General features: G+C 52.3%; 15 protein-coding genes and 1 pseudogene. 6 read left to right on the top strand and 10 right to left on the bottom strand.

Annotation, left to right across the window (positions count from 1 at the left end):
- Positions 1–49: 49 nt before the first annotated feature.
- Complete coding sequence (locus NYE26_RS14285; protein WP_339256717.1) at positions 50–2224, bottom strand: alpha-amylase family protein; 2175 nt, start codon at positions 2222–2224, stop codon at positions 50–52.
- A 227-nt stretch (positions 2225–2451) separates the two neighbouring features.
- Between NYE26_RS14285 and NYE26_RS14280 the strand changes: the two genes are divergently transcribed.
- The 3 genes and pseudogenes from NYE26_RS14280 to NYE26_RS14270 all read left to right on the top strand — a co-directional run.
- The gene (locus NYE26_RS14280; RefSeq protein WP_339256715.1) at positions 2452–3696 is read left to right on the top strand and encodes a response regulator; all 1245 of its coding nucleotides are present in this window, start codon (positions 2452–2454) and stop codon (positions 3694–3696) included.
- 19 nt (positions 3697–3715) lie between these two features.
- Positions 3716–5455 (top strand): sensor histidine kinase, encoded by a 1740-nt coding sequence (locus NYE26_RS14275; protein WP_339256714.1) that lies wholly within the window; start codon positions 3716–3718, stop codon positions 5453–5455.
- 20 nt (positions 5456–5475) lie between these two features.
- Positions 5476–5691: pseudogene (locus NYE26_RS14270) on the top strand (class I SAM-dependent methyltransferase); the annotation flags it as partial.
- 153 nt (positions 5692–5844) lie between these two features.
- On the opposite strand, the gene NYE26_RS14265 reads toward NYE26_RS14270, so the two are convergent.
- The 9 genes from NYE26_RS14265 to aldA form a co-directional block, all read right to left on the bottom strand.
- Positions 5845–6780, bottom strand: coding sequence for a hypothetical protein (locus NYE26_RS14265; RefSeq protein ID WP_339256712.1), 936 nt, complete (start codon positions 6778–6780; stop codon positions 5845–5847).
- A 272-nt stretch (positions 6781–7052) separates the two neighbouring features.
- A complete protein-coding gene (locus NYE26_RS14260; RefSeq protein WP_339256710.1) occupies positions 7053–8048 on the bottom strand; it encodes a hypothetical protein in 996 nt (331 codons plus the stop codon).
- Positions 8049–8720: 672 nt separating this feature from the next.
- Positions 8721–11177, bottom strand: a complete 2457-nt coding sequence (locus tag NYE26_RS14255) for an alpha-L-rhamnosidase N-terminal domain-containing protein (protein ID WP_339256708.1) — start codon at positions 11175–11177, stop codon at positions 8721–8723.
- A gap of 79 nt (positions 11178–11256) precedes the next feature.
- Positions 11257–12684 (bottom strand): hypothetical protein, encoded by a 1428-nt coding sequence (locus NYE26_RS14250; protein WP_339256706.1) that lies wholly within the window; start codon positions 12682–12684, stop codon positions 11257–11259.
- A 139-nt stretch (positions 12685–12823) separates the two neighbouring features.
- Positions 12824–13708, bottom strand: coding sequence for a carbohydrate ABC transporter permease (locus tag NYE26_RS14245; protein WP_339256704.1), 885 nt, complete (start codon positions 13706–13708; stop codon positions 12824–12826).
- A gap of 5 nt (positions 13709–13713) precedes the next feature.
- The gene (locus NYE26_RS14240; protein WP_081751282.1) at positions 13714–14646 is read right to left on the bottom strand and encodes a sugar ABC transporter permease; all 933 of its coding nucleotides are present in this window, start codon (positions 14644–14646) and stop codon (positions 13714–13716) included.
- A gap of 91 nt (positions 14647–14737) precedes the next feature.
- Positions 14738–16840, bottom strand: a complete 2103-nt coding sequence (locus NYE26_RS14235) for a hypothetical protein (RefSeq protein ID WP_339256701.1) — start codon at positions 16838–16840, stop codon at positions 14738–14740.
- Positions 16833–19478: a glycoside hydrolase family 2 TIM barrel-domain containing protein gene (locus tag NYE26_RS14230; RefSeq protein ID WP_339256699.1), complete on the bottom strand. Its 2646-nt coding sequence runs from the start codon at positions 19476–19478 to the stop codon at positions 16833–16835. The genes NYE26_RS14235 and NYE26_RS14230 overlap by 8 nt, the downstream gene beginning before the upstream one ends.
- 285 nt (positions 19479–19763) lie before the next feature.
- Positions 19764–21209 (bottom strand): aldehyde dehydrogenase, encoded by a 1446-nt coding sequence (aldA, locus tag NYE26_RS14225; protein WP_339256698.1) that lies wholly within the window; start codon positions 21207–21209, stop codon positions 19764–19766.
- 176 nt (positions 21210–21385) lie between these two features.
- Here aldA and NYE26_RS14220 point away from each other — a divergent pair, with 176 nt between their 5' ends.
- Genes NYE26_RS14220 through NYE26_RS14210 form a run of 3 tightly spaced genes read left to right on the top strand, consistent with a single transcriptional unit; the run spans position 21386 to position 24254 of the window.
- Positions 21386–22135, top strand: coding sequence for a (Fe-S)-binding protein (locus NYE26_RS14220; protein WP_339256696.1), 750 nt, complete (start codon positions 21386–21388; stop codon positions 22133–22135).
- Positions 22132–23559, top strand: coding sequence for a LutB/LldF family L-lactate oxidation iron-sulfur protein (locus NYE26_RS14215; RefSeq protein WP_339256694.1), 1428 nt, complete (start codon positions 22132–22134; stop codon positions 23557–23559). The genes NYE26_RS14220 and NYE26_RS14215 overlap by 4 nt, the downstream gene beginning before the upstream one ends.
- Positions 23556–24254 carry a lactate utilization protein C gene (locus NYE26_RS14210; protein ID WP_339256692.1) on the top strand — a complete coding sequence of 233 codons (699 nt, stop codon included), beginning with the start codon at positions 23556–23558 and terminating at the stop codon, positions 24252–24254. The genes NYE26_RS14215 and NYE26_RS14210 overlap by 4 nt, the downstream gene beginning before the upstream one ends.
- Positions 24255–24258: the final 4 nt, after the last annotated feature.

Genomic DNA, 24258 nt, shown 5'->3' with positions numbered 1-24258 from the left:
CCGGATCGCACCGGCCGGCTCTATAATATCTGGCAGTACCTCTGCCGCCCTAAGTTAAGCGGAATACCTGAATATCCCCGGCTTGCATCTGTACAGTCAGGCGGGTTGTTGCAGGCTCCTTCCTGTCCGTCGGCCGAATTTCCGCGTGGCCGCCGGTGAACCAGGGTTCGGCTGAGGTATACACAGCACGCAGCTTAATTTCAGTCGTGGTCTCTTCTTGCCCTTCATTGTGCACATATAGAAATGCGCCCCGGTCCGTTCCTTCGCCCCATTCGGACAGATCCGCACGGACTTTACCGCTTGCCTGCACATAAGTCTCCAGCTTCAGCTCCTGCTGCAGCAGATCCCGTACCAGCTGAAGCGTACCGGGATGCTCATCCTTCCAATAGGCAGCCGCAAGCAAAGTGCCTAACCATACAGCGCGTCCTGTGCCGTAATCGGCGCAGGTTAAGGCAGGCATGAGGTCTTCGGTAAATTGGGCCAGCACCTTCACATGTTCTTCCAGCCCGATATCCGATTTGTAATAGGAGCCATGAGCCAGATCGCTAGCGGCAGGCTCTTCTTCCCCGCTTTGCCCCATCACATTCCGCAGCGGAATCGCCGTCCGGGATTCGAAGGCAACCTGATGATAGCTGTGATCCAGATTCTCGGCAGAGTGAATCCAGGTCTCGCGGACGCCGAACACTTGATCGAATCCATATCCCGGAACGTTATAGCTGTGACAGCCATTCTCCGCCTGAAGAGCACCGAAGGAGCATTCCGAGATCAGAATTCCGCCGTTCTCCACCCACACACGCAGGATGGCGCACAAGTTGCGGCTCAGGTAGAGCGGATAAGGCATCCACAGGCAGCGGTATGGCTTCAGTGACTCCTCAATAACATCAGACTCATGCAGGAACTCTACTTTATAATTAAGCTCATGCAGCAGCTTATGGGCGCCTTGTATAGAGTCGTTGTAGGTATCCAGATGATCATGCGCTGCGAAGTTGGCAATCTGATTCTCCGGGCTGAACAGAATGGCAATCCCGTCCCCGCGGCGTTTGGCCAGCATCAGCTCCCGCTTGTTGTCCTGTACCAGCTTGTTAAGCTGTGCCATGTCCTTGTACCAGGGCGTAGCGCTGCCGTCCAGATAGACACTGCCCCAGGCCGGAGCTTCCTGACCCAATATCTCTGGCCTGTATTGCCAGAACAGATATCCGGTGATGCCGCGGGCAAGCGGGGTCAGAATATGCCGTTTCATCTCCAGAAGATCCGGCTGGCGCGGCTTCATCGCTGTATTGCCCGGCAGCGCGTGAATTTCCGAGTTAATAATCGGTTTGCCCTTGGCAGCCGAGATCAGCAGATCAGCCGACCACGCCGAAGACCCCAGGCTGTTGCCTGTCAGATCACAGGGCTCTGCCAGCTTGAAGTCATCCGAACCGGCCGTAATCATATTGAAGATTGGCGCCGGTACCGTATGAGCCATAACCGGATGCTGCACATCCAGCGACTTCACCACTTGTACCCGGCTCCGCAGCTCCTCCGTCAGCGTGTCCGACATGAACAGCCGCCAATCTATCAGATCGTTGAAGACGCCTTGACCCCGCGGTGCCTCCACTTCCTCCCAGTCCCCGTAAGTCCGCTGCCACGATTCGTTGAGCGCTTCCAAAGAACCATATTTATGGATCAGCCAGTCATGAAATGCCGGAATCGAATGCTTGCAATAACAGACCTGGTTGTCAAAAGACAGCTTACGCTTAATCCCCGTAGTCAGCTCCGGCTCATTCCACAAATCCCAGACCCAAAGCGCCGGATGATCTTTGAAGGCCTTGACGGTCTCCTCCAGAAAGCGTGCTTTCTCCGCAGCGGCTGGCGCATGATGATAGCAAGGTCCGGGCGCTCCGCCAATCTGGCGGCAGTTAATCGCTCTTGGCTCGAGAATGGAACCGTCGGCCGTGACCATTTTGGAATCCGGATATTTTCTGTAGAACCAGGCCGGAGCTACGTCGAAAATCACATTCAAAATGACCTTCAGCCCCTTCCGGTGAGCTATGTCCATCAGCTCCTGAATATCATCGAACACGAATGTCCCTTCCCTGGAGACACTGGACCGCCACTGCACCCAATACTTCACACAATTGAACCCCTGCCCGGCAATATTGCCGAGGTCTTGTTCCCATTGGTCCTTGAAGGGGGTTGGGGAACGGTAATATTGAAACCCGAATGGAATAAATGGATCTTGCATGACGTAACTCCTCCTGAAGCGTTCAATTTCGATAGTCTTTCATCTATAAAAGCGCTTACTGCTTATTCACGCTTAAAGTCTATCACAGTGTATTTTACGAAAGTTAGGATGGAATCCTGTGAAACGGTTTGCGATCCTGACTACCTGATTATTTACGGCTACTCTAAAAGACAATTCATGTTTATACTGACTGTAAGACACAGAAAACTACTACGGGGTGAAAGCTAATGTTGAAAGCGCTTGTAGTCGATGACGAATACCTGGTACGTATGGGCATCACACAAACTATAGATTGGGCAGTATATGGCGTTGAGATCATTGGAGAAGCCAGCAATGGCGAAGAAGGCCTGGAGCTCGCCCTCCAGCACCGCCCGGATGTGATAATTACGGATATCCGCATGCCGTTCATGAATGGTCTGGAGCTTATAGAGCAAATCCGCGAACAGGACATGCTGGTGGGCATTGTCGTCCTTAGCGGTTATGATGAATTTCAATATGCGCAGGCAGCTCTCCGTTATGGCGCTTCCACCTATTTACTGAAGCCCATTAATATAGAAGAACTCGCAGATACGGTACGCTGTGTCGGCACAAAAATTCTGGAGAAGAAGCTGCATTCCAAGCGGTACTCCCAGCTGAACGGGGAAATCGCTTCGATCTCCAAGCAATTCTGGCAGGATCTGCTGCACGGCCAATTGCAGGATGAGGCATTTGTAGCCGGTAAGCTGAAGCTGTTGAACCTTGAGCTCGCACCTGGAGAGGCTGTCATGCCTCTATCTCTCGCCTTCCCTCCCGACAATGGCATGGAGCGGACGGCCGAGGCAACGGGAGCCCTGGAGGATGCCGCAGCGGACTTCGTGGAAGCGCATTCTTTGGAGCAGCTCTGCCTCTTCCGGGACAGCCATCTGGAGTGGGTTATGGTACTCAGAACCAGAGATATCAACACTGCCGGTGATGCTGCCCGCAGCTTGGGCAAACAGCTGTCCGAATGGAGCCAGCAGCACTTCGGGCAGCCGCTCAGTATAGGTATTGGCAAGCCTGAAGGAGATTGGCACAGAATCGCAGACTCGTACCGGCAGGCTGTACTTGCCGCACAGCGTGCCTTAACTGGTGTTGAACGCGTGCTGTATGCCGAGGAAGAGGCCGGAATGCGCTGCCGGCGTGAAATCAGGGAAGCGCTCGCTTTTATCCGGGAGCATTATGCCGGGAATATTACCGTTGAGCGGGTCGCTTCGGCGGTATTCGTGAGCCCGACCCATCTGATGCATCTGTTCCGCAAGGATCTGAATAAGACCTTCTACGAGTGTCTGACGGAATACCGCATCGAGGAAGCCAAGCGTATGCTGCGTAATCCGATGTACCGGGTCTATGAGGTGGGCAATCAGGTCGGCTTTACCGATTCCAAGTATTTCAGCCAGATCTTCAAAAAAATGACCGGTATCCCGCCAAGTGAATATGCGAAAACCTATGGTTAAGCCGAATTTGGAGAAATGGATGAATTCCCGGCTGCGGCGGTTCAAGATCAAGGGCCGGATTGTGATTGTTCTGTTAGCGGGCTTGTCTCTGCATCTGGTGTTGATGCTGGTTATTTTCAATTTCTACTCCTATACCTATCTGCAAAAAGACTTGTACCGCCATGTCGTTCAGACGCAGCGCCAGATTGGACTGAGCGTGGAGCTGATGGCCGATGACATCCAGATGCTGTTCCTGCGGTTTCTGGTGAACAGTGATATCTATCAGATCATCAATAATGACCACCTCCCGGCGGCAGACAAGGAATTGCGGATTGGAACCATTATTGACGATATGCTGGCCGATAATGACCTGGCAGGCAATGTTATCATCCATACCAATGACAATGTGCTCTATTCTTACCAAACCAAGCAGCAGATGCTGGAGGTACCCGAGGCCCTGTTCATCAAGCGTATTCAGGAGAGCAGTATGCCTGTGGTCGGTGAGATCAAACGCGATGGCGAAGGCAATGCCTACATTCCCTTCGGACAGCAGTTCCGCAACTTCAATACGGGGCAGAATATCGGTGTCGTGATTATTTATGTCAGAGAGTCGGCCTTGGCGGCGCTGTATTCCTCCAGCTTCACAGGCATCGGCTACTCCTTCCTGACGTCCGGCAACCGGATTGTTTCCCATCCGGACAAACGGCTGCTGGGCAATTATCTGGAGGAGAGCGCCCCGATTCGTCCGGGTAAGGAAGAAGGCTACCGCACCTGGTCGGAGAATGGCAACACTTATATCATTGCGACCTATCCGCTGAATCCCCGGCTGGCGAGCCTTGGGGTCAGCTGGGAATTCACCAGCGTGATCTCCAGCCACAAGCTGTTCGCGGGAATCGTCAAGGGCAACCGCAATGCGCTCCTGTTCGCCAGTGTAACCTTCATTGTACTGCTACTGCTGTCCTTCTATCTGGCAGCGCAGATTACCCGCCCGCTGCTGAATTTGAAGAAGAAGCTGGGGCTCTTTGGCAAAAAAGATCTGGCTGCTGTCTATGACCCGCGGGGACAAGTTGATGAGATTAGCCAACTGGAGAACAGCTATTACCAAATGGTGGAGCGGATCAGCCAATTGATGCTGGAGAAGGATGAGGAGAAGGAGAAGCAGCGCAAGGCCGAACTAACTGCGCTTCAATCGCAGATTAATCCTCATTTTCTATATAACACCTTGGATGCGATTGCCTGGATTGCCCGGCTGAAGAAGCAGCCGGACATTGAACGGCTGATTTCCTCCCTGGCTACCTTTTTTCGGATCAGCCTGCATAAAGGGGACAAGTTCGTCACGGTCGAAGAGGAAATCCGTCTGGTGCAGAGCTTCGTGACGGTCGAACAAATGCGGTTCCCGGATAAGTTCGGAGTTGAATATCAGATGGATGAATCTCTGCAAGGCGTCCGCATATTGAAGCTGATTCTCCAGCCTATTGCCGAGAATGCGATCAAACATGGCATCAGCGAGAAGCGCGGCGCAGGCCGGATCTGGATTAAGGGCGAGCTCCTGGGGGAAGAGATCCGGTTCACGGTGACCGATGACGGCGTCGGATTCGCAAATGGGGCCACACTCAGCCAGGCCAAAGAGGATGTGCTGTTTCAGAGCGGATACGGTCTGCGTAATGTGGACGAACGGATTAAGCTGGAATATGGTCCCCAATACGGACTCAGCATCTCCAGCACTCCCGGGCAAGGCACCACCGTGACCATCCGCTTGAAGAAGGAGTTGTCTAAATGATATAAGGGCAGTGCGGCAATTTCCTGGCATTACCATACCTTGACGGGAAATTTGATTTTATTGTTTCGAGTTTTGCCCTGCATCATCTGACGAGTGACCAAATGCTGCTCGCTATTCAGGAGGATTATATTCTATTCCCCAAGCTCATTGATTTATTAGAGGATAGCGGCTGCATCACGAAACACCTTAAAGTGAATCAATTGTTGCATGTTGTTTTAGCAGTACCTATTCGGTAAGGGGAAAACCTTGCCCCAGCGTTAAGGTTCACCACGATAGCTGAAGGGGCGAGTTTTAAGAGCCATCCCGCAAAGGATGGCTCTTTTTTAAAGGATATTTTCCAACTATCTTTGTAGATCGTCATGATTCTCAAAATTTAAATGCCTCTGGTTTTAGGTGAATATAGCTTCTTGAAACTTAATTTCTAGCTCTGCTAAATGACTTAAAGCTTCACCTATCATAAGCCAATCACTGTTTACCGCCAGCGAGTGGCACCTGCCATACACTTCTGACTGCAACAGCTTAATTTCGGCTAAACCACCATTCTCACCTCGGAAGAATTCGCTAAAGTTCAATGCACGTCTTGCCCCTACCTGAAACGCAAAATGTGTCAAATGACCCACCAAACTAGGGTTAATATCGCCACCCAGAATATATCTCTTTAACTCTGCTATGGCATCACTTCCTATTAACCAGTTACGTTCCGAGTATTGTCCTTCTATATCGTTATAAACTTGTCTGAAATACCGGATAGCCTCAACGCATATTTCCTGATGACTCGGGTGCTTAACTCGTTTGGGGGCACACCAGTAATGATAGGTCATATCATGTGGATACAATCGGTATTGAAGATGACTTGTTTTACTTGCTTTTATCAAGTCTTCCATTGGAAGCATTGCATAAGGATATCCTGCAGGGTCATGGAGTCTAACCACTCCATTCTCTATCCCAAAAGCCAGCACATAATGATCGCAGCCATGTAGATAACTATGATTAGGCATATATCTTAAATAACCCATATCCAACGGTCCTAGCAATACTGGATGTTGTTTGATTGCAGTTGTAAGTATTCCTTCAATATTTGAACTATCTATGCTTGAATGTTCGGTAATGGTGAATCCCAGTATATCCAGTGCCTTGCTTACTCCGATATGTGGAACTCCGTTCGAAAAGAATACCATGTTGTCCTCTTTGAACCAGAGCGCTCCAAGTCCAACGCCAGACAAGACTTCAATAGATTCCGCGGGTATTCTTTCCCCGACAGTGTCAAGAAGCATGGAAGTGGAATTGGAATAACAATACGCACCATTTCCTATATAGGTAAACATGAATTTATCCTCCTTCCTCAATTGGCAGACAATAATTACATTTCATTTACCGCGTGAAAACATGGAGGAAGATGAAAAAACGCAATAAGCTTATTCATCCTAGTCCAACCAATCCATCGTATTCCCTCCCTTCAAGGTTATTTTATCGGAAATAAAAAATGAATACCTTGCAATTTCTGCACGAAAAAGTCAGCAAAAAACTCGCCCCTACTTGCGATACGGTTCGCCGTACTGCATGTGCTTGGATCGATGCTGGATTTCTTTTGTGTCGCCTACTCCTTCATCGTTGAATTGATCTTCAGGTACAGCTGGTTCAACGGATTCACAATACTGCTGCTCAGCATAGAGATCAGCAGCCAGAACAATATGAATACTGCGATGTTCAATGCCAGCATTATATATTTGAACGCCTGGAGCTCTGCCTTCATGCCGTCCGCAGAGATATAGGTGACAATCTGATCAGCCGAATCGGGCAGCGGGTAGAGCAGAATTAGGCCACCGGCTGTTTCGCGCACCATGAAGTCCGTTTCGTTCAGGCTGCTCTTTCCCGGTGTGGCCAGCGCTGCTCCGATTTCCTGAAGGCGCACCGGAGGCATGTCCGCTGCCATCAGCAGCTTCCCGTCTTCCTTCAGCAGGTAGACCTCATTCTCCCCGTAGATCGAATTCTTGTCTGACAGGTAGAAGCTGTACAGCTTGCCAATCTCCACTTCAAGGGAGAGCAGACCGAGGACCCGTCCTCCCGCTTCCTGAATTTTCACTTCAAGCAGCAGACGGTCACGCAGATCTGTAGGCGCATTCATCAGTTGTTCGCGGTTCAGGACTGTCCAGCGTAAGGTCTGCTCACGATCTCCCAGGAATTGCTGCATTCCCGGGTCCTTCTTAATCTCGGTGAACGGGAGCAGCCCCGACACATTGCTGGAAGAATAAGCCACGCCTGCTTCACCCCAAATGTAAATGCCGAGTATATCACTGCTGGAAGAACGTATACCTTCCAGTATCGGGGAAATTGCCCCGTCATACGCTGGTTTCTTCAGCGCTTGCTGCACCACCTGATTATTGGAAATCAGCTTGGAGGTCTCTTCCAGCCAGTTCATGAACAGCAGTGTATTCTTATGCTGCTGGCCGGTGTACTGGACAGACAGCTGCCTGAGCATATCCATGCTCCTGTGCTCCATATTGCGGTACAGAATGAAGCTTGAAGCAGAGATATAGACCGTAATGAACAACACCAGGACCAGGCGGATGTTGCGGCCGAACGATCTGAACATAGGGCTTCCCATCCCCTTCCGGTGTTAGAGTAAATCAAGCTGAAATAAGACCCAATTCAACGATAGCTGTAGAATGTACAATTAAAACCAGCCAAAAGGCATAAGAGCAGCGTATACCTGTAGTCTGTGCAACTAAATCAGCCCGAAGGTGTGAGAATCAAGGTACAGTGATAATTTAAATGTACGAAATACATCTAAACGAATAATTGGTTTGAAATCAGGCGTTCTAGTTGTACGAAGTACAATTAAGCCTGCCACTAGTTTAAATCTGACCATATACTAATGCAGAGTCAGATTTAAAAAGGTGGAGTGGGCGCGATGAGGCCTGAAGGACTATAAGAGTGAAGTCATTGAGCCAGATGTATGCGAAAAATCGTGCTCATTATGCTGGAGCGAAGAAAAACCGATCACAATTGGACTGGGTGCACCGCGTAAGCCGAATGTAATCGAAAAACCGATCACAATTGGACTGGGAGCGCTGCGTAGGCCAAATGTAATCGAAAAACCGATCACAATTGGACTGGGAGCGCTGCGTAGGCCAAATGTAATCGGAAAACCGAACACAATTGGACTGGGAGCGCCGCGTAAGCCGAATGTAATCGGAAAACGGAACACAATAGTAGCTGGTTCGAGCTTACTGATTCAATTTACCGTATAAAGTCTGATGCTATACTAGCAGTTAAAGCCCCTAATGTCGATCTCTATCCGGCCTGTGTCACTCTTCTGAACCTCTCCATTCGGCAGAATAACAGTAATGGCTGAGCCGGGTGTCCAGACGGCTTCCAAGCGGAACACTTCGACGCCTTCCTCTGTAGTTATCTCCCAGCTCACGGTGATAAGGCCCTGTTCTGTGCTTACGGCTCCGCTGGCGTATTGTAGCTCTCCGCAATGAGGCTGCAAAATGATGCCATCTATTTCCTGACGGACCCCCAATATCCCTCTGGTGAATTCAGTAATCGGCAGTGCGCTCCAGGCATGACAGTCGCTTCTGGTGTCCGCAGAGTCGATCTCGGGAAGTGTGGTCAGACCCAGCTCCAGCTGCTTCATCCAGCGTGCCCATAGCCCGAAAGACCGGTCATACATTCCGCTTAGCTCCAGCGCACGGAACAGATAATAGCTCATCGGCAGCGAGAGCTTGGCCATCGGCGTATCGGTCAATACCGTTTGCAGCAGAGCCCCTCCCTCCGCAGCAGACACAGTGCCAGCCAGTACTGCCCAGACCTGCGTGTGCTGGCTGAGCTGCACCTCTGGTCCTGCCTCCGGGCTGTCGCGGAAGAACGGACCGTCCGCTTGGCGGCAGTTATCCAATACCGCAGCGTTGACTGCGGCCTTGCGCTGGAGCAGTTCTGCGGCAAGCTGTGTCCAGCCGCTCGCTTCCAGCAGCTCGGCCGCTTGTCCCAGTGCAAAAGCATACATTAGACTCATCAGAGTGGCAGGTGCCTCATTCGTGCAATCCGGAGCGCCAAGCGGCCATTCTTCTACCCAGTCGTAATAATTCCAGTACTGGCGCGGAGTCCGATCAACCAGTCCTTCCGGCGTCAAGCGCTGATCGAACCAGTCCAGCACGGACAGCATGGCCGTCCGGTAATGCTTCACCAGCGTCAGATCCCTGAAGACCCTGTAGTGGTCATGAATCATTCCGATCCAGTACAGGGAGAAGGACGGAATGACCTGCGGCAGCACTGAGGGATAGCGGCTTTGCAGCATCCCGTTTGGCAGCTGTGAAGCTCTGTAGTCCTTCATGGCCCTGCGGGCCAGCCTGTCGTCTCCTGACAGCAGGTACGTAAATTCCATCATCAGCCTGGTATCCATTGTGTATTGCAGCTGTTCATAATAGGGAGTGTCCTCATAGGTCTCATGCATACAGCGTTTGAGCGTCCGCACACTCAGCTCCCAGAGACGGTTATAACGTTCATCCGAGCAGTGAAAACTTCCTTGCAGCTGGAGCGGATATCCGGTCTCCCTGTAGCTGATTCCGGTTATCCTCAGCGGTTCGGTTCCGGCATGAACCTCCAGCCGCATATAACGGAAGGTACGGAACCAGAATGGCTCATACCCTTCGGGCTGGTCTTCTGTACCATAACCGGCTGGCCGATAGCTGTCGTAACCGCCCCGCAATACCTGCTCCCTCATATCATCACGGACGGCTTTGCGGCGGACTTCCTCATCCCCTGTCTCTTCTTCATAGCATTCTGCGTATTGGAGTGTAATGAGACTGCCTCCTCCGCCCTGGAGCTTAAGCTGCAGATAACCTGTGGTCAGCTCGGCTGCATCCAGCTCCAGCCAGAGCTGCTCTCCCGCCTGGACAAGTACACCTTGAGCAGGCACTACAATAGAAGAGGAAGTGCATCCGGCTCCATTCTTCAGCTCCAGGCTATGCCCGGCCGTGAAGAGGGCATCCCCCTCCCCGCAGCTGCTGCGCATCAGCTTCAGGAAGCATTGTTCCTGCTCATAGAGCAGCGGAACCGGACGCCGGGCCAGCTGCCAGGGGGTTAATTGACCGTATTCATCCCTTACCGGCTGCACCACCCGGGCAGCACTCCAGGCACTGTCATCATATTCCGGCAGCATCCAGTCCCGGAGTGCTGTGTCCCCTGCGGTCTCCTCCAATCCGCCCATCCAGCGCATCATCGGAAACGGGCGGAGCCGGTAGCCGTGATCCCGGATACATTTCCAGGAGGTATCTGTAGGCAGTTCCTGCACAAGCTGCCCGTCCGCTGTAATCTCCGCTTCTACAAGCAGACCGCCTTGCTCTGAACGCCATACCGATAAAGGACCGTCTTCCCCCATTTCAAAGGGAGCAGTCCCGGCATAATGAACTACTGTAACAGCAATTACATTGATCCCCGGCTGCAGGACACCCTCCAGGCTGTATTCCTCATAATAGTGTACATGTTCATGCCCCTTGCAAGGACCGGCCCATTGACGCTGCCCATTGACGAACAGCCTGTAGCGGCTGTCTGCGGTAATGGCCACATTCATACTGTAAGCCTTTCCGGTACCGGCTGGCAGCTCAAACACTCTGCGGAAATATACCCGCTCATGCCGCGCTTCCCTATCCGTAGTTTCTTGATCTTCCTGCAGCCAGATCCAGCGGGCGCTCCAGTCTCCCCATTCTTTTGCTGCCATGTTATCCCTATCTCCCTTCACCTTCATATAAACGGCATCGCCGCCCTTCAGAAGGACGGCGCCGGTGTTTGACTGCGTTTTATTTTACCTTATCGAGATAATCCCGCTGGAATTCTTCAGCCGCCTTGTCCAGGATCTTCTGCGGATCTGCATTCTTGTCTGTTAGCACGGATTGCAGCACGACATCCAGCTTCTGATACAATTCCTGGGCATTGACGGGTTCCTCCGCCCGCATCCCCTTGCTGCCGTTGTCCATATAATCACGGAACATGTCCAGATTCACGTTGTTGTATTTGTCGAGAATTTTCTGTTCCTCACCTATACGCTTCTCATCGGTCCAGATCCGCAGCCCGTAAGGGCCGACGATCAATCCCTGATCGCTGAGTGTCTTCTTCTCGATATCCCAGCCGGTCAGAGCCTCCTCTGATGATTCTGGTGTGAACCCGTAGGTCTTCAGCCATTTGAATCCGGCATCAATCTGCTCTGGTGTTACATTCGGCGAGAACATATACAGGCCGCCCCCCAGCAGGGTAACAGGTTGTCCAATCGGTCCTACAGGCAGAGCTGACATGGCAATATTGTCCTTGGACATCTTGGTCTGCTGCTGGATGACCGGAGGCCAGTCGTTGGTGCCGAAGCTCATGGCAACCTGATCGGTGCCGAGCATACGGAACATGTCATTGGTCACATCCACCAGATTGTTATCCGGCAGCACATTGTATTTCCATTTCAAATCCTTCACATATTGCAGCGCCGCAGCCGCCTCGGGAGAATTGAATACCGCCTGCCATTTGCCGTCAACCTGCTTCTCGAATTCCGCACCGTAAGCCCAGGCAATATTCATGAACATCCAGCCGCCCTGGCCGCTCTTCGTCGGCAGGAACATTCCGGCTTTGCCGGTCTTTTGCTTGATGATCTGCGCAGTTTCCGCCAGCTCCTCATATGTTTTGGGGAACTTCGGAATCCCCTTATCATCCAGAAGGCCCGCTTCCTTGAAGAGATTCACATTGTAGAGCATGCCGATGACATAGCCGTCCTTCGGAATCCCGTAATACTTGCCGTCCTTGGTCACCATTTTTAGAAGATCCGGGTTAATGGCCTTGTCATATCCATACTTCTTCATCATGTCCGTGATATCCGCTGCGTAATTAGCTTTGATGATTTTGCTTGTCTCGGTGAAAAAGGTCTCATATACCGTTGGAAGCTGCCCGCTCGCAGCTTTGGGCAGGAACGAGCTGACGTCGTAGCCCCATTCATCCTTGTCCACTGTAATGTTCGGATAATTAGTTTTCATCTTCGCCATGAGCTGTTCATACTGGGCGATCTTGGCTTCCTCATTCGGCTTCGGCCAGTTACTGACCTTAATCGTAACCTGTTTGCCGGCTGCTGCATTTCCGCTCCCGCCTGTTTTCCCTTCATTGGAGCCGCCGCAGCCGGCCAGTCCGGCAGTAAGCAGCAGTGTGAGCGCCAGTGTTGCGGTTAGTTTCTTGGTGTGTGCCATTCTCAATGTAATTCCCCCTAGAATTATTCTTATAGCAATTCTGCATTTTGTAAAGCGCTTTCTTTAATTCTGAAATCATCTTACCATGCGCCCTTTAGAGCGCCCTACGGGGCAAAACTGTGAAATGGTTTGTGATCGGGTGACATTAACCTTTGATGCTGCCGCCGAAGGCTTGCCCGTTCATAATGTACCTTTGGAAAAAAATAAACAGCAGAATCGGCGGCAGGATGGCAAACGTCAGGGCAATAAACTGAATGTCCTGCGGTAATGTCGCTTTCAAATTATAGATGGCCACAATGACCGACCAGGTCGATTTATCCTTCAGTACCATGAAGGGCCAGAAGAAATCCTGCCATACACTATTCATCGTAAGAATCGTAATCGTGGCCATAACCGGGCCGCTGAGCGGAAGAATCACCCGGATGAAGATACCGATGGTGCTCGCCCCGTCGATCTTGGCCGCTTCCAGCAGCGCCTGGGGAATCGAGTCGAAGAAGTTCTTGAAGATCAGTATTACCACCGGATTCACGGCAGCCATGAACCACATCGGCCAGAAGGTATTGGTCAGATTCACATGCAGCAGCGGGAAATCAATCAGGTTCTTGAACAGCGGCACCATTCCCACCGTATTCGGAACCATCATCGTCCATACAATCAGCACGAACAGCAGCGCGCTCCCGCGCGGCTTCAGCTTGGAGAAGAAATATCCGGCCAGCCCGTTAAAGGTGAGACAGAACAGCACAGAACCGGCAGCCAGGTAAGCTGTATTCAGATAGTAACTGAGGAAATTGAACTCCTGCCAGGTCTCCCACAGCTTGCTGAGATTAAAAGTACGGGGAATTAAGGTAGGCGGAATCGCATAGAACTCCTTAATGTCCTTAAGGCTTGAGACCATGATCCAGACTGGAGGCAGGATACAGACGACGGCGAGCGCAATCATCAGAAGGAACAAGCTCCAGTACAACAGGCGCACCCAGGGTGATCTGTATTCAATATTGCCGATAATGCCGTAAGCTTCATTGGTTTTCATGGCTTCTACTCCCTGTTCAATTTCTTATCCAGCCTGAAATAAATAACGGTAAGCACCATCAGGACAAGAAAAGTAATAACCCCCAGCGCCATGGAATGGCCTGCCTCGAAACTGCGGAATGCATAATAATAGCTTTGCAGCATCAGCGTCATGGAAGCATTATTCGGTCCGCCCTCGGTCATGACCAGCGGTTCATTGAAGATCTGAAATACCCCGCTGATCTGCAGAATCATCATCAGTCCGATCATGCTGGAAATTTGCGGAAGGGTAATGCTTCTGAAGCGCCGCCATACATTGGCACCGTCGATCGAAGCTGCTTCATACAGATCATGATTGATACTCTGAAGGCTTGCCAGATAGAGCAGCACCGTCCCTCCGAAGTTCCGCCAGGTGATGGTGAATATGATCAGCATTATGGTCATCTTCGGGTCCTGGAGCCATTGCTGTACCGGGAAGCCCAAGGCACTCAGCATACTGTTCAGCAAACCGCCCTGCCCGGGCTCAAACAGGAACATCCATAACATGGAAGCCGCAATACCGGGAACCATACTGGGAAAAAAGACGGAGAAGCGGAAAAAGGACTTCCCGTGTCTGAGTTCATTAATTACAACAGCGACTACAATCGGGACGGCAAAGCCGATCAGCAGCGACCAGATCACATACATAAATGAATTGACCAGTGTCTGCTGAAATGCCGAATTCTGAATAACATCCTTGTAGTTCTGCAATCCGGCAAAGCTTACAGCATTATAACCCTCGGTGTTGAAGAAAGAGAGCACAATCCCCTTAACGAGCGGTTGCCAGGAAAAAAAGAAAAAGACTAACACCGTTGGCACTATTAATATCCAGGAGGACCAATCTCTGAGCAGTCGCCGCAGAGGATTCCCGTTCTTTTTCTTTGCGATAAAAGGCTTTGCTTCATTGATTCTTCCAATCATGCTCCTGTCCTTCCTTCCTTCCGGAACCGTAATTCACTCCGGTCAGGCGTTCTATAGTTGGTATACCTTCTGTACCGGTTAAGCTGCCTGCTCAGGCTTCAGACAGCCCGGAGCTGATGCACAGCACAGCCGCTTCCGCGCGGAAGGCCTCGCTTGCCGGATTGGGCTGCTCCTCCAGAATGCGGAGAACCGACTGCGGCTCTACACCAGGCTGCGGCACCCGGGAAGGTGAGACCTCAGTCCAGTCCAGTTCACCTCTCAGCCTGTAGGACAGCTCATACAGATAATAACCTGCACTTAACGCGTCAGTGGATGGGCTTATCCCCTCCTGCCACGAGCAGACTTCAAGGGGATGGCGCTTGTCCGGCAATCTCCCGGTCGCAAGCGTGATGCGCTTGTTACGGATCACCTGCTTGTTCTGTTCCCATGCCTGCTGATCCAGGCTCTCCAGCTCCAGCCGGTATTCCATGCCTTGCTCTCCATACAGTGTCCAAGCTACCGGACTGCCTGCGGGTATAATCTTCGGCGCCTCCAGAAAAACCGGCTGATGGGCCGGGATAAACCGTTCAGCCTGTTCCCATTCTCCTGCAGCCGGACTGCGTCTGCGGTAATGAACCGTTCCTGTGAAGTCAAGCTCCTGATCCTGCAGCAGAGCCTTCAGGCATAGGGCCGCCTGCTCGTAGAGATCCGTACAGTTGTTATGGCCGAAGCGGTAGCCAATCTCATGACGCAGCGGAATGCCATAGCTTCGGACCAATGCGGCAAAAGCAAAGCTGAACCGGCTGAGAGTGAAGGCATCATGTGTACCGTGATTGATCAGCAGCTTCGTACCGCTCGCCTTCAGCCCTTGCAGGAAGAACCCGGATTCGAGTCCGGCAGTTTCCTTCAGAAGGCCGGGGTCACTTTCACCTGTAAGGGTCCACAGAAGAGTCTCAATTGCTGTGCTTCCTGTCACCGGATGCCGCCAATTTTGCTTCCAAATATCACGGTAACCGGTGTCCACCTCTGCTACATGCCAGATCAGCGGACAGGCGCCTTCCGCAAACTCTCGGATAAGTCCGTTAAGGATGAGCGGCGGTGCATAGCACAGTGTGTAACGTACCCGGTAAGGCAGCCGGTGCGGGTTGCCTCCGGCCAGCAGTGCAGTCAATCCGCCGCGCGAACCTCCCACAGCCACTACCTGGTCTGCATCACCGCCATAGCGGTCCTGGGCGCTGGCAATTGCCGCCCCGATCCCTCCATAGATTGAGCCTTGCAGGGAGCGGCTTCCGATGTAGCCTCCGCCGTTCCAGAGAATGCCAACCACGCCTTGTCCCGTGCCGGCCAACGTCTTGCCTATGATCTCCAGAAATGAAGGTCCCACAGTACTGAAGGTGTTCTCATTGGCGTCATAATAACCATTGAACAACAGCGGATACCTCTTGGCGTTCGCCGGATTCCAATAAGGCGGGAGAATATAGGAAGCCAGGCTATGCCGGTTCTCCGAATTCAGCAGCCTGTTGCTGATTAGCTGAAATACAGGTGCATCACCTATTAGCGCCCCTTCTTCCCTGGATTCATTAATGAAGACCACAGGATATCCGAAGGTCTTGAGCATACGGTCACTCAAGGATACAGCCACCAAATCATCGACGGCATAGAGACTGTAACGGTCCCCGATGTAATGCTCAAATTGCGGATTTTTCAGTGTTTTCTCCGCTTCTCCATCCCCAAACAGCTCATAATCTTCAGTGTTATATACATAAGGGCTGTCGGTGTCGCTGTTATAGAGCTTTACATGCTCGGAAATAACCTGCTCGCCCGCTTCGTCCATGCGCAGCGTTCCAATGCCGTCTGTTCCTCCATAGCGGAACCTGCCTCCGCCCTCTGCTGAATCGTTATCCCAGTGCGATACTACCGGGAACATATTGGTAAGCAGCGGGCTGACAAGTACGAACACGCCTTCCGCTGTATTGCTGTTCCAGGCTGCTGCTTCAGCTTCAACGGTATCTTCATAACGTGTGGACCACCGTGCATTAAGGTAGGTCACCTCGCCGCTGCGCTGACAGGCCAGCTTCAGAATGGAGCGATGCCGTCTTAGATAGTCCGCCACTGCCCGGCTTACCGGAACGGTAACGGGCTCATGCCCGCCCGCTTGAACATACCGGCTTAGCGGTACGAATGGCCCTGGAACATAACATAATGGTCTATTCACGATTCTCCTGCCCCCCGTCCGGTTTGCTTGCGCCCTGGACAGCCAGGAACGATTTGAACTGTATAACCGGCAGGTCACCGGAGATGCTGTGATTCTCCCCGGCCAGGAATCCTCCCGCCTGTCTCGGCGTGCAGGTCACCGTCACCATTCTTGCCTCACCAGGGAACAAGGTCAGGAACTGCTCGTCTGCTTCCATCCAGTAGCGGTTTCCCTTCTCTTCCGCATGTACATGCAGCAACGCTTCACTGCCTGTATTAGCTACCATGAAGCAGGCTTGCAGACTCAGCTCTCCGGTAACAGCGGGCAGCCATCTATTCTCCTGGCGCACCTGAAGATTGCCGCCTGTAAGCGCTAACGCTGGTGCGTACAGATGCTCCCTGGCGGTAGAGAATACATATACATTCTGCTGCGGTTCTTCTTCACGGTTGATAAAGGACAATCTGACGAAATATAACTGGTCCTCCTGCTCAGGTACTGTGAACTTCAGGGTCCCGGCGCAGACTGCCCGGTCTCTGTCTCCTCGGGTTATGAAGCGCTGCCTGTGCAGGCTCCGGCCCGCCGCATTCAGGACCTCCGCATCAGCTTCACACGATTCCCCTTCCCAGCCATGTACGTATACATCTCCCTGGAAATCAGTGCCGGGTGTGAGCAGCAGACTCCGGTAGTCCAGTGATACATGCAGTGGACGGAAGGCCTGTTTCATCCAGTGGTAAGCCATCTTCGGTTCACCATAATAATCAACCACATTGGTACAGGACACGTTCGGCCAGGGTTCGTTGAGCTGCCAGACAATGCTTCCGCTGTTCCGGAACTTGCGCCGCCGGTTGGCCTCCAGCACGAAGCGGATTCCTTCCGCCTGAATCCACTGGCTACAGGCGGAGAATTGTGCCAGATCTGTCAGACTGCCGAATATTTCTTCATCCCGGCTCAGCGTATCCCACCACTCCCCGTGATGTCTCCAGACTGCACTGTACTCCATGGAGACCGGCTGGCGGTGCGCTGCGCCCAGGAATTTCTCAAGACTCTTGAGTGAACTCAGACCGTCCACCCCAAATTCACTGTGCAGCAGATTATCGTTGCTGCCATATAGCTCGTAATGATACGGGTTGCCCATGTACTTCCAGTGACCGTGTACATCATGCCCCTGCCCCTTGGTCTCGCTAATATACTCCACCGGACCGGAAGCCGAGGTTGGCAGGAACAGCCGCTGCGGATCATACTGCTCAACGAGTTCCTTCAGCATTGCCAGATTGGAATCGCTTAAGTCCGAAGGCTTATTCGGCTCGCTCATTAATTCATTGCCGCCGCTCCATATCGTCATGGCGACATGATTACGCTTCGTCTTGAGTGCTGAGCGGGCGGACTGGTGCAGCAGCTCAAGGAACTCCGGCTGCTTGGAAGGAATATTGTCAATCCCCGAGCTCGACTGGATGAATTCCTGCCAGACCATAATGCCGTTCGCATCGCATAGGTCGTAGAAGACCTGCTTCTCAATGATCCCGCCGCCCCATACCCGGACAAGATTGACATGAGCCGCCTTCATGAGACGGACCATAAGCTGATACTGTTCGACTGTTATATTTCCGTAGAGATGGTCCAGAGGTGTCATATTCACCCCTTTCATATAGATCCGGCGGCCGTTGATGACCACTGTATAGGGCAGCGCATTGTCAGGACTGTCAACATTTCGGATATAATCAAGCTTGCGGATGCCGGTTCGTATAACCCGAGTATCCAGCTCCTTCCCGTCTTCATCCAGCAGCTTCAGTTCAAGACTGTAGAGCGGCTGCGCCCCGTAACTATTGGGATACCATAGCTCAGGTTCAGGGATGTCCAGCGTGGTCTTGAGCACCGATCCAGCACAGACGGGATGCGTCTGCATCAACAGCAGATTACCTCCGGGATCAGAGCAGGTGATATTCGCCATCAGTGTCCGGGCAGGCTCTGCTCCAGAAGTGGATGAAACGGCGGCCTGTATTTCAATACAGCCAGCCACCTGAGTGCTGCCGTCCTCTTCAACCTCAGCATCGGTCGTGATGGACATTTCACCCCACGAATAATCCTCATGTATCCTTAGCAGCACATCATCCCAGATTCCAACGTTAACCAGCCGGGTAGAGAAATCCCACTTATAATTGAACCGGCTCTTCTGTGTGAAGGTGGCCGAGGTTTTGCCGATTTGCCCCATTTCATCGGGCGCCTGCTTCAGAAGCACGGAGATCTCAAGCTTCTCCCTAACGGATAGCAGCTCTGTAACATCGTACACAGCCGGATCAAACATTCCTTTATGCTCCCCAAGCAGGATATGATCAGCGTATACCGCTGCTTCATAATCAAGCCCCAGAAAGACCAGCTCAACTCGGGACCCCTTCAACTCCGGTCGTTTCAAGGTCATACGGTACACCCACCAGCGATTCTCTACCCATTCGCAGCTCAAGCTGTTCAAGTCCTCATAGGGATTGGCAATCCAGCCCTGTCTGTAGAGATCGTAATGAACTCCCCCCGGCACCGTTGCCGGCATCCAGTCGGTCACCCCCATTAATTCCTGGCCTAGCTCCATGCTTGTACCCTTCAGCGGCACCCAAGGCCAGTATCCTTTGACTTCCCAGTTCAATTCGTTCAACAGAATTTCTCTCATCGCTTCTTCCGTTCCTCCAGACCCTGGTAATTTGGCGCTGCCTCTAACCAAGAACGGCTCTGGCGCCAGCCCGTTAATGCGCTTACAATCCATAATTCCTGCCGTTTCATTACCAATGATAGCACCGCGCTCTCGAATCCGAAGGCCCCCATATCTGTGAAATCGTTTGTAAATCTGCTCAATTGCGGATGAACCTACAACTTCTTATATTCACACGCAAAAAATGCCCCCAAACTGCATGGGAGCATTTCTCTTTTTGCTTATATACTTACATTATGAGGTCATTCAGTTAACCGACTTGTCATATTGCAAGTAGACGACATGCGTCTGGAGGTATTCGTTCAAGCCGTGCTTGCCGTCAGCGCCGCCGATGCCGGATTTTCTCCAGCCTGCATGGAAGCCCTGCATCGCTTCGAAATTCTCGCGGTTGATGTACGTCTCTCCGTATTTCAGCCGCTTGATTACTTTCATGGCGACATTCAGATTCTGGGTGTACAGCGATGAGGTTAAGCCAAATTCACTGTCATTGGCAAGAGCAATCGCCTCATCCATGGTAGAGAATGAAATGACTGGAATGACCGGACCGAAAATTTCATCCTGCACAATCTCCATCTCATTCGTAGCGTCTGTGATTACTGTCGGCTCGAAGAAGCTGCCGGTTCCTTCTACCTTTTTACCGCCCAGGGCAATCTTAGCCCCTTCTTGAACAGCCCGGTCCACCTTCTGCTGTACCGATTCCTGCGCGGTCTTGTTGATGAGCGGTCCCATCTGGATGTCTGTGTCCTTGAGCGGGTCTCCGTACTTCACGGCCTTCATCGCTTCAACCAGCCGCGTAGTGAACTCCTCCTTAATATCTTCATGGACATAGACACGCTCCGCACAGTTGCAGACCTGCCCTGTATTAATGACCCGGGAAGCCACAATCGCCTGAACAGCCAGCTCCAGATCGGCATCCTTCATGACGATGGCAGGCGCTTTGCCGCCCAGTTCCAGGCTGACCTTGATGATATTCTCAGCCGCTGCCTCCATAACCTTCTGCCCTGCCGGTACGCTGCCGGTAAGACTAACCATGCCTACCTTGGCATTACTGGACAGCTCATTGCCCACTTCCGCGCCTCTGCCAGTAATAAGGTTGAATACCCCCTTAGGCAATCCGGACTGATCCACGATCCGGCTGAACGCCATGGCATTGTTCGGAGATTCCGCGCTGGGCTTCACGACAATCGTGTTGCCGGTGATGAGCGCCGGGGCCATTTTTCTCGCGATCAGGAAGAACGGGAAGTTCCAGGGCAGAATGCCTGTGGTGACACCAATCGCTCTTTTGAATACAAAAATATGCTCATTATCACGGTCGCTCTGCACGATCTCCCCTTCATAACGCCGTGCCCATTCCGCCATATAGTCCAAATAATCCGCAGTGAAATGAACCTCTACGGTGGATAATTCCAGGGTCTTGCCGACTTCCTCCGAGATCAGCCTGGAGATGCTGTCCGCCTCTGCCCGAATACCGTCAGCAATCGCATGCAAATACTTGCCGCGCTCTACCGCCGGAGTCTCCTCCCACGCTGCCTGGGCCTGCTCTGCTGCATCAATGGCACGTATGACATCATTCCTTGTAGCCTTGGGAACCTGTGAGATCACTTCATCGGTTGCCGGATTGGTAACATCCATCCACTCTTTGCCTTCGGATTCCGTAAATTGGCCGTCGATATACATCAAATGCTTGGTCACTGTTTCTCCCCCTCAAGGTAGATTATTCCATTTGTCCAATTACCCAATCATAGTGTAAACGCTATCAATATTTATTGTCAATAAGTTTCACATTTTTTATTTGTTTTTGTGTTGTTTTTCATTGACTTGTTGAGTTAAGCTGTGAACATAGGTTTTCATTGATGGGAGGGGTAGGAGTGCGAATCAGTATTTTTTCTACTTGTTTGGTAGACCTAATGAGCCCGAATGTCGGGATTGCCATGGTGGAGGTCCTGGAGCGGCTTGGCTGCGAGATCGATTATCCCGCATCACAGGTCTGCTGCGGCCAGCCCACTTACAATAGCGGTTATCTGCAAGAATCCAAGCTTGCTATGCAGAACATGATGCTGGCCTTCGAGGCTTCGGATTATGTCGTAGGTCCCTCCGGCTCCTGCATTGCTATGTTTCATGAATATCCGAAGATCTTCAGCGGTGACCCCGATTGGGAATTGAAAGCGGTTGCTCTAAAAGAGAAATCCTACGAGCTGACCCAATTCATTGTCAAAGTACTGGGGGTGACCGATGTGGGTGCAACTCTCGAAGGCACCGCAACCTACCATCGTTCCTGTCATATGACCAGACTTCTCGGAGAGAAGGAAACCCCCTTCCAGCTGCTGGAGCAGGTGAAGGGACTGAAGCTTGAGCCGCTCAAGAACAGCGATAACTGCTGCGGGTTCGGTGGAACCTTTGCGGTGAAGATGCCTGAAATCTCGGAGCAGATGGTGGATGAGAAATGCGGCTGTGTCATGGATACGGGAGCGGATATTCTAATCAGTGCAGACATGGGCTGTCTGCTGAATATCGGGGGACGCCTGTCACGTAAGGGTGAGCCTGTACGGATCATGCATATTGCAGAGGTATTGAATCAACATCAGCCTGTAGTTAGCAAAGGGGGAAGCCGGACTTGAGCCTGCAGACGGATTCACGTAATTTCAACGAACGGACGACGGATGGCCTTGGGGATTCCTTCATGCGCAGTGCCGTGGGTTCGGCGCAGGACAGTCTCAAGACAAGACGTCTGTCTGCGGCCACTGCGCTCGGTGACTGGGAGCAGTGGCGGAATGTAGGCCAGCTTATCCGCCAGCACACTCTGGAGAATCTGGATTATTATCTGGAGCAGCTTGCCGGAAATATTGAGCGACAGGGCGGGCATATCTATTTTGCAGCGACCAAAGAAGAAGCCAGCTCTTATATCCGGGATGTTATTGTGCGCAAACAAGCCACGAAGATCGTCAAATCGAAATCCATGGTCACGGAAGAAATAGAGCTGAACCGCGTTCTGCTTGAAGCAGGCTGTGAGCTGACGGAGACGGATCTTGGAGAATATATCCTGCAGATGGATGACTGGGACCCTCCCTCCCATATCGTAGCCCCCGCTCTGCATAAAGACCGGGAGCAGGTCAGGCGCGTCTTCGCGGAGAAGCTTGGATATACCGGCGATGAGACGCCGGAGAAGCTGGCCGGGTTCGCCCGCACCGTCCTGCGCCAGAAGTTCCTGGAAGCGGAGGTCGGAATCACAGGCTGCAACTTCGCCATAGCCAATCTCGGAGCGATTAATCTCGTCACCAATGAGGGCAATGGCGATCTTACGGCTGCCATTCCCAAGACGCATATCGCGGTAATGGGCATGGAGCGGATTGTGCCGACTCTGGAGGAGATGGAGGTACTGGATAATCTGCTCTGCCGCAGCGCCGTCGGACAGAAACTGACCAGCTATATTACGGTAATGGGACCGTCCTCCGCAGGTGAGACAGACGGCCCTGAGGAATTCCATCTGGTAGTCGTCGATAACGGGCGGTCCGATATTCTCGGAAGTGAATTCAACGAAGCGCTGCAGTGTATCCGCTGCGGTGCATGTCTGAACGTCTGCCCGATCTACCGCCATATCGGCGGCCATGCTTACGGATCGATCTATCCGGGGCCGATTGGGGCGGTCATTACCCCGCTGCTTGGCGGTTATGATGACTACAAGGAACTTCCCTTTGCCTCCAGTCTGTGCGGCGCCTGTACGGATGTCTGTCCGGTGCGCATCCCGCTGCATGAGCAGCTCATCGTGCACCGCCAGAAGATGGTGGAACAAAAAAGAACCGGCACCGCAGACCGTATCCAGATGAAAGCCGCCAGCAAGCTGCTCTCTTCCCCTGCCCTGTTCGGCAAAACCCTGCGGTTCGCCCACTCTGCAAGCCGGATGATGAGCAAGCAGGGCCGTATTGTAAGAGGACCGGCCTTGCTTCAGGGCTGGATTCGTTCCCGCGACCTAAAGCAGCCCGTCAGGCAGAAGGACAGCTTCCGGGCATGGCTGGAGAAGCGCAAAGGAGGAGCAAAGCAATGACATCATCCACGAATACAAATATGAAGATGAACACGAATAAGGAGGCTTTTCTGAATACGATTGCCTCCAAGCTGGGCCGGGAACGGAGGACTGAGGTTCAGCGTCCTGCAATCCGGGAGTTCATTCCTGACAGCTACGGCGCGCTTACTACGGACGATCTGGTGGAGATTCTTAAGGAACAGTGCTTCTTCATCCACACCCAGGTAATTGAATCGACACGGGAGCTGCTGCAGAGAACGTTAGATGATCTGTTAGAGGCAAATGGCGGCGGGAACGTGATGACTTCCGGTGATCCCCGGTTCAGGGAGTACGGGCTGGCTTTCCCGGATGCTGCCGTATGGGAAGAAGCTGCGGGACGGGCGGAGAATATCAGGCGTGCTGAATCGGCGAATACAGCCATAGTCTTCGCCGACTGTGCACTTGCGGAATCTGGAACGGTTGTTCTGGAGAGCCGCCCCGATCAGGGACGGGCGCTCCATTTCCTGCCTGCCCATTATATTGCGGTGGTTGAACGTGAGAAGCTGGTGCTCCGCTCCACGGATGCCGCCGCAGCGCTTAACCGGAGAATTCAGGACGGGGAACCGGTGGGTTCATCGATTAACTTCATCTCCGGTCCCTCCAATTCCGCCGATATCGAAATGAAGCTTGTCGTCGGGGTGCATGGGCCGCTGAGGGCTACTTATGTGTTAATATAGAACG

The organism is Paenibacillus sp. FSL P2-0136 (assembly GCF_037975325.1).
In the GTDB taxonomy this organism is placed as follows: Bacteria; Bacillota; Bacilli; order Paenibacillales; family Paenibacillaceae; genus Paenibacillus_AQ; species Paenibacillus_AQ silagei.
The sequence above is the reverse complement of the archived record's forward strand: the minus strand, read 5'-3'. Positions and strand labels throughout refer to the sequence as shown.